The 6,488-nt window shown below is 40.2% G+C and carries 5 protein-coding genes and 1 pseudogene; 2 read left to right on the plus strand and 4 right to left on the minus strand.

Going from position 1 to position 6,488, the window contains the following annotated elements; translation table 11 throughout:
• A pseudogene (locus VIN08_RS11210) lies at positions 1–237 on the minus strand (SMP-30/gluconolactonase/LRE family protein); the annotation flags it as partial.
• 79 nt (positions 238–316) lie between these two features.
• Positions 317–2,104, minus strand: a complete 1,788-nt coding sequence (locus VIN08_RS11215) for a LamG-like jellyroll fold domain-containing protein (protein ID WP_331964634.1) — start codon at positions 2,102–2,104, stop codon at positions 317–319.
• Between the two features lie 110 nt (positions 2,105–2,214).
• Between VIN08_RS11215 and VIN08_RS11220 the strand changes: the two genes are divergently transcribed.
• Positions 2,215–3,363, plus strand: a complete 1,149-nt coding sequence (locus tag VIN08_RS11220; RefSeq protein WP_331964637.1) for a hypothetical protein — start codon at positions 2,215–2,217, stop codon at positions 3,361–3,363.
• Here the strand turns inward: VIN08_RS11220 and VIN08_RS11225 are convergent.
• Positions 3,356–4,261 carry a UDP-3-O-(3-hydroxymyristoyl)glucosamine N-acyltransferase gene (locus VIN08_RS11225; protein ID WP_331964640.1) on the minus strand — a complete coding sequence of 302 codons (906 nt, stop codon included), beginning with the start codon at positions 4,259–4,261 and terminating at the stop codon, positions 3,356–3,358. The genes VIN08_RS11220 and VIN08_RS11225 overlap by 8 nt on opposite strands.
• Positions 4,262–4,267: 6 nt before the next feature.
• Positions 4,268–4,906, minus strand: coding sequence for a PIG-L family deacetylase (locus VIN08_RS11230; RefSeq protein WP_331964643.1), 639 nt, complete (start codon positions 4,904–4,906; stop codon positions 4,268–4,270).
• A 287-nt stretch (positions 4,907–5,193) separates the two neighbouring features.
• Here VIN08_RS11230 and VIN08_RS11235 point away from each other — a divergent pair.
• The coding region (locus VIN08_RS11235) for a lipopolysaccharide biosynthesis protein (protein WP_331964647.1) at positions 5,194–6,488 on the plus strand (1,295 nt) is incomplete at its 3' end.

The following is a 6,488-nucleotide window of genomic DNA, read 5'->3' on the forward strand; positions in this document are numbered from 1 at the left end:
TTGGTGAATCGTATTCTTCGGTACATCCGAAAATATCAATGTCTTGGTTTCTTCCAGCCACAGCGGCCCTTCACTCCACTCAAATCCTTCTGCTATAATTTCCGGCTGAGCGGTGGGAGACACAATAGCATCCAACGCAGGGTCAATGCGTTCGATAGAACCAATTTTCTTTACTTCATTCGTCTTACAAGCTGTTACAAGAACAAACAGGGCAAGTGCTGGTAGGGTAGCCTTCATGATTGAATCAGGTATTTAGTTGCCTGAAATTACACAATCTATCAAAACTTCAGCAGACTCTTATTCAGACGGAAAAGTTCTATTTTATTATGCTAATACTTCCTTTTTTCTCACCAATACACACACCACTCAATTTGTAAAAATAGACACCAGTGGATAAATCGCCTCCATCCCAGTTATTTTCATAGGCGTCTCTTCGAAAGAGTAATGTTCCCCAACGATTAAATACCTCTAGTGTGATAGGGAAGTCAAACTTTTGATTAATCTTAAAGTATTGGTTACGGCTATCACCATTTGGAGTAATAACGTTTGGTATAGCTTGCCAATCTAAAACTGGTTTCGAAAAGGAAATCGAATCGGAATATTGGCCGCATGCATTCTTAACAGAGACCCAATAGGTGCCAAAATTGGTGACATCTAAAGAGTAATCATGAGATCCATTTTGCCAGGTATATTCAAACCCTGATTTATTTTGACCTGCGGATAATGTTTTTACAGGAAGGATGCAAGCAACTTCATCCTCACCAAGCGAAAACTTCTGAGGTGTTTGAAGAAATGCAAGGTTAATACTGTCCTTTCCAAGTTTACAACCTTCAAATATTTGCAGATTGTATTTACCTGATTTTGTTACGGTAATTGAAGATGTAGTTTCCCCTGTGTTCCAAAGAAAGGTTTTTCCGGGAGCATCTGAAATATTAGAACTTAGTGTATAACTGGTTTGGTCGCACAATGTAACATCGGTTCCTAATTCCAGGGATATGGTTCCTGAGGCGCTAGGTATAAATTCAATTTGATCGGATATCCCGGTAGTGACTGTTGATTGCTGCCACGTAGATATACTATTGTTTGATCTCCTTGAGATTGAACAGGAGCTGGCATCTGATCCTAGGGAAAAACTAAATGTATTACCAGTATCGTTGCTTGCAGCAAATATACCATAGTAAGGCTTAACAATGCTTCCAGCAATCAAACCATTCGTCTGCGATGGAAGGTTGTTTACCTTGTAGATGTGAACTCCATAAGGATTACCTGCTATGTTTTTTACTGTAAGGTTATCCATTGAAAGAGTTGTTCCTGTCCAGGTTGTTGTATATATAAATTGGCTTTCATCACCAACAGGTGCCCCGGAAAAAACTCGTTTAGGATTTCCCTTTAATTGACCATCGAAATGATTGGAGGATTTGTCATATAAAGTGTTTCCTGTTGTTTCATCAAAATTCCAATAGCCAATCAGGTTAGGTTCAGTACCTGTGAGTCGCTTGCACATCTGTTGTTTGATTTCATTCTCAGATAAAGCTTTATTAAAAAGACGAAGCTCGTCAATCATTCCGGTGAAACGATAAATGATTCCGTTTGAAAGGAAGTATCCAATCTTGGCGACATCGTTGGGATAATTGGAAGCCATTGGCAGCGTTGAATTTCCGGTGAGGAAACCTCCGGCTTCATAGCCGTTAATATATAGTTGAATATTTCCAACACCCTTTACTACGGCGCAATAGTGATTCCATCTGCCGTACATGCCATATAGGTCCATCCCTTTTCCTTGCCTGTATGTTGGAAGATTCTCGCCTCTTCCATCGCCAGTTTCTATTAGAAGCGCGGTAGGAGTTACAATAAACCAGAAACCGTTGTAAATCGGATTGTTATCCTGTGTAACTAAAATTGGTCCTGAAATGGAAGAAGCATCTACGTTAACCCAGGCTGATACTGTAAATGGAAAAGTGAGATCGTCATAGATGTTGCCAAGGTCAACATAATCGTCTATGCCATCAAATTGTATGGCGTGACCAGAACCAACGGCATCAATTTGCGCGGAAAGTGTTGTTAGACGCAGGCAAAATACAACACCTATCAATAATTTTTTCATGTACTCTATTGCCGTAAATATAGCAAAATATAGGTATACAGATTTATTAGCGTTGGAGGACTGTTAATATCCATGTAATTTCTTTTCTATCTTTGTCAAATTTTTTTGTAATGGCAACCTTATTAATCATTTGCTTTAATGATCTGAAGAATGATGCGAGAGTAAAGCGTCAAATCGAGTTTGTGAAAAATGACTACACTGTAACGGTTGCATGTTTTGATGCTCACAAAGATTCGAAGTATACCCTCTATGTTCTTGAAAAAACGAAACTTACTTTTTTGAGAAAAGCTATTTCATCGATATTCCTTTTATTGGGTATTAACTCAGTCGCCTATCGAATACTTCACAATTATCACCGGTATATTTCTGATTTAAAGGGAAAGGATTTTGATATTGTTCTGGCCAATGATATAGAAACACTTCCTTTGGCATTTCAAATAGCCGGAGATCGTTCTAAGGTTTTTTTTGATGCTCATGAATACGCGCCACGTCATTTTGAAGACAGGCTTTATTGGCGCATTTTCTTTAAACGATTTAATGTTAGCCTGTGTCGTAAATATATTCCTAGGGTGCATGGCATGTGTACGATCAATAATAGCCTGGCGAAAGCTTATGAGGATAATTTCGGTGTAAAGCCAGTAATCATTACAAATGCGTCCGCTTACTTTGATCTGAACCCTCAACTACGGGAGCAATATCCAATAAAACTAGTACACCACGGTATTTTTACGGTATCACGGCAGCCCGAGATTATGATCGATATGATGGAGTTGCTTGATGATCGGTTTACACTTGATCTTATCTATCTCGTTCCTGAAAATTCATCACCTAAAACAAAGCAATACTTCGAGAGTTTTAAGAATAAGGCCCAAGTCACTGGTCGTGTTCGTGTGTTGCCAGCATTGAAAAGTTCAGAAATAGTTGATGCGTTACATGAACGATACGATATGGGGATTATCCTTGTGCCTCCTGTTAACTTTAACTATGAGAACGGTCTTCCTAATAAACTGTTTGATTGTATTCAAGGAAGGCTTGCCATGGCGGTGGGGCCTTTGAGGGAAATAGCCTATATCACTAGGCACTATAACATTGGTGTTGTATCCAAAGAATTCACAGCGCAATCACTGGCAGATGAACTTCGATCATTGACTTTGCAAACATTAAATGATTTTAAATTGAATACAAACACAGCAGCACGTGAGATGAATGCTGAATTTAGCAAGAAGATATTACTGGATGCGCTTCGAAAACTTATTTAGGTTTGAGGCTCTGTAAATCTTTAGCAGGATTGCCCACTACTGTTTGACCAGCGGCTACATTTTTTAATACCACTGCACCCATACCTATTATAGAATCGTCACCTACAACAAGCTTGTTTAGCACTGAGGCTGAGGGTGCTACCCATACATTCTTTCCAAGGGATACGCTGCCAGCTACCATCGAATTGGCAATTACCATAGAGTTTTCTCCGACATCCACGCCATGTGCTATATGGACAAGGTTGTCGATTTTTGAATTCTTTCGAAGGATAGTGCTACCAAGAACAGCTCTGTCAATGGCCGTATTGTTCCCTATTTCTACATTGTCTTCAATAAGTACATTTCCAATGTGAGGAATAAATTCATATTGACCGGCTTCGTTTTTTTCGTACCCGAAACCTTCACCTCCTATAGTATTGTTAGCACCTATTTTAACATTATTACCAATGATGGTTCTCTTCTTTATAACTGTATTGGAGTCTATAGAAGTATAGTTGCCAATAACACAGTCTTTTTCAATTACTACTCCTGCCCGGATTGTAACGTCTACTCCAATTTTAACGGTAGGATGAATAACGCTGTGAACGGATATCTCAGGTGCTTCTGATTCTACAAAGAAATGTTTAACTATATTTAAAAAATATAGTCTCGGATTGTTTACGATCAAGTAAGTACACTCATCGAAAAGGCTGTTTCTCGAAACAAGTTGACTGCAGATTATACATCCTCTCCCGACAGACTTGACCAAATCAATATTCTTGTCTGATATCCATACTATATCGTCATCGTGAAAATCATTGTCTGTTGCACGTACAATATTCCGGATGGTTCGCGTTGTATTCCCTATTACTTCTATAACCGGGAACTCTCGTATAATTTCTTTTAATGATGTTTCCATATTGCTTTAGAATATGAGTCTGATTACTTCAAAAGCCTCTGCGTATTGACAGCCAATTTGTACTCCTCGTGCCCGGGCGAGAGACATCACGAATTCTTCTGATATATAGTCTCTATGCTGTTGAGAAGCATAAGCTTTAAGGGCATCGCATTTTTTTTGTATATGGTTCTCGTTTAGTTGAACAAAACAGCTTGTACTGAATGTAAGATTGTTCCAGATGAGTTCGTAGCCCAGGATGGTTTTTTGCTTGAAAGCCCGTAAACCTTCCTGAGCAACAGTACTATGATCCTGATGGATGTCGTTCAGTGATGGAAGTAATACCAAGTCAGGAGCTATTTGTTTTCGTAGTCTAATCAGTTCTTCCAGAATCTCTTGTCTGACATAGTTGAGCTTTCGAACTTCATAATTATAGATCAGTAAGTGATCAGGAGCTATGCCTAGCCGTACCGTGGCATTCTTGACTTCTGTTTTCAGGATATCTTTAGGGAAGCCTTCAGGAACAGATTGCTCAGCCGTGGAAAAAGCTGCATAGTAAACTTCAGATCCTGATTCGATTAGCTTGGAGACAGTGCCGCCAGCTCCTAGTTCTCCATCGTCCGTATGCGGTGCCAAAACAAGCACCTTCCTGAATTTAGTTATGTCCATTGAAAATTATATTAACCCCGAAAGTTATTACAGTTCTCACGGAATTCAAATTGCCTCTGGCTCCGGTATTCGTTAGCAGTTATCCGTTAATCGTGGAGCACTGGCAGGTGTATGGAGATTTGCTTTCCGACTTCCGGTCTTTTCGCATTTTATACTTCAACATTCGTTAATCAATATTCCTTGTTCTATATTCAATTCCCCGTTCGCTGACTTTTAACTTTCGGCCTTCCACTTTCTACTTAATTCTTTCCTAATATCCTAAACGGTGCTAACTTGCCGGCTTCGCTATGCGCATTAGCAAAAGGTTTATTAAGAGCTCGCTTATTTATACCCTGGCAGGTATGCTGCCCATGGCGAGCGCTATTATTCTGCTGCCGGTTTATACCACGCAGTTAAGCACGGCCGACTATGGTGCTCTTTCCATCTACCTGGCATTCTCGCTTTTCATCCAGATACTTACTACTTATAGCTTTGATACTTCGCTATACATCCACTTTCACGAATTTAAAAACGACCCGAAAAAATTATCGTCTTTCATCAGCTCGGCCTTTGTTCTTATGCTCATGATTGGCGGAGGTGTAGGACTTCTGTCGCTTGCGCTGGGTGATCTCACTTTCAGTAAATTCTTTACGGATAAAAGTATCTCTTTCTTTCCCTATGGTGTGCTGGCCGCAGTAACTGGTATCTTTCAGGCGCTCTTCAAAGTATATAATAACCTGCTGCAGAGTCGCGAGAAGCCGGTGGAATTTTTCTGGTCGAATCTGTTATCATTTTTATTTATAGCAGGTCTCACCATTGTAGGTTTGCAGCTATATCCGAACTCGTTAATCGGTCCCCTGGGTGGACGCATGGTGGTGGCTATACTGGCGGGCAGTTGGGTACTGATAAAAGTATTCTCCGAGTTTGGTATACATTTCGATTTTCCCTTACTGCGTTCATCATTTCAATTCAATCTGTATGCCTTTATATACCAGTTGCAGCAATGGGTTATCAATTACTTCGACAGGTTTATCATGCTCTTCTTTATGCCACTCAGCGATGTAGGTATATATGATGTAGGGGTAAAGTGTATGTCGGTAATAGAATTTATAGCCAACGGACTGCACAGCTCATTCTATCCGAAAGTGGTAAGCTCTATAGCCGCACAGCAGGAAAAAGGAACCTCGATGGAAATCAACCGATACTATCATGGCTTTACCTCGGTGATCATGATCCTGATCTGCATGTGCGTGCTGGTTTTTCCCTGGGTGATTGATATGTTTGCCCATAACCCGGACTATAAACGCGCTATCGAATACCTGCCCTATATTTCACTGGTATATATAATTCGTCCGATGCGATTGTTCTTTGGTATACCGTATGGCGTACTGAAGTATACCAAGCCGCTGCCGGTTATTTACTTTATTATTTCTGCTGTAAAAATACTATGCATGGTATTGTTACTGGCGAAGCTGGGAATTTACGCAGTAGTATTAGGATCGGTGTTGAGTGCCAGTGTGGAGGTATTGCTGCTGCGATACCAGGCAAGGGAAAAATTTCAATTTCGCTTTAATCTGTTTAAAATTGTAATGGCACCGCTGGT

It is taken from the genome of Ohtaekwangia sp. (assembly GCF_036568665.1).
GTDB lineage: Bacteria > Bacteroidota > Bacteroidia > Cytophagales > Cyclobacteriaceae > Ohtaekwangia.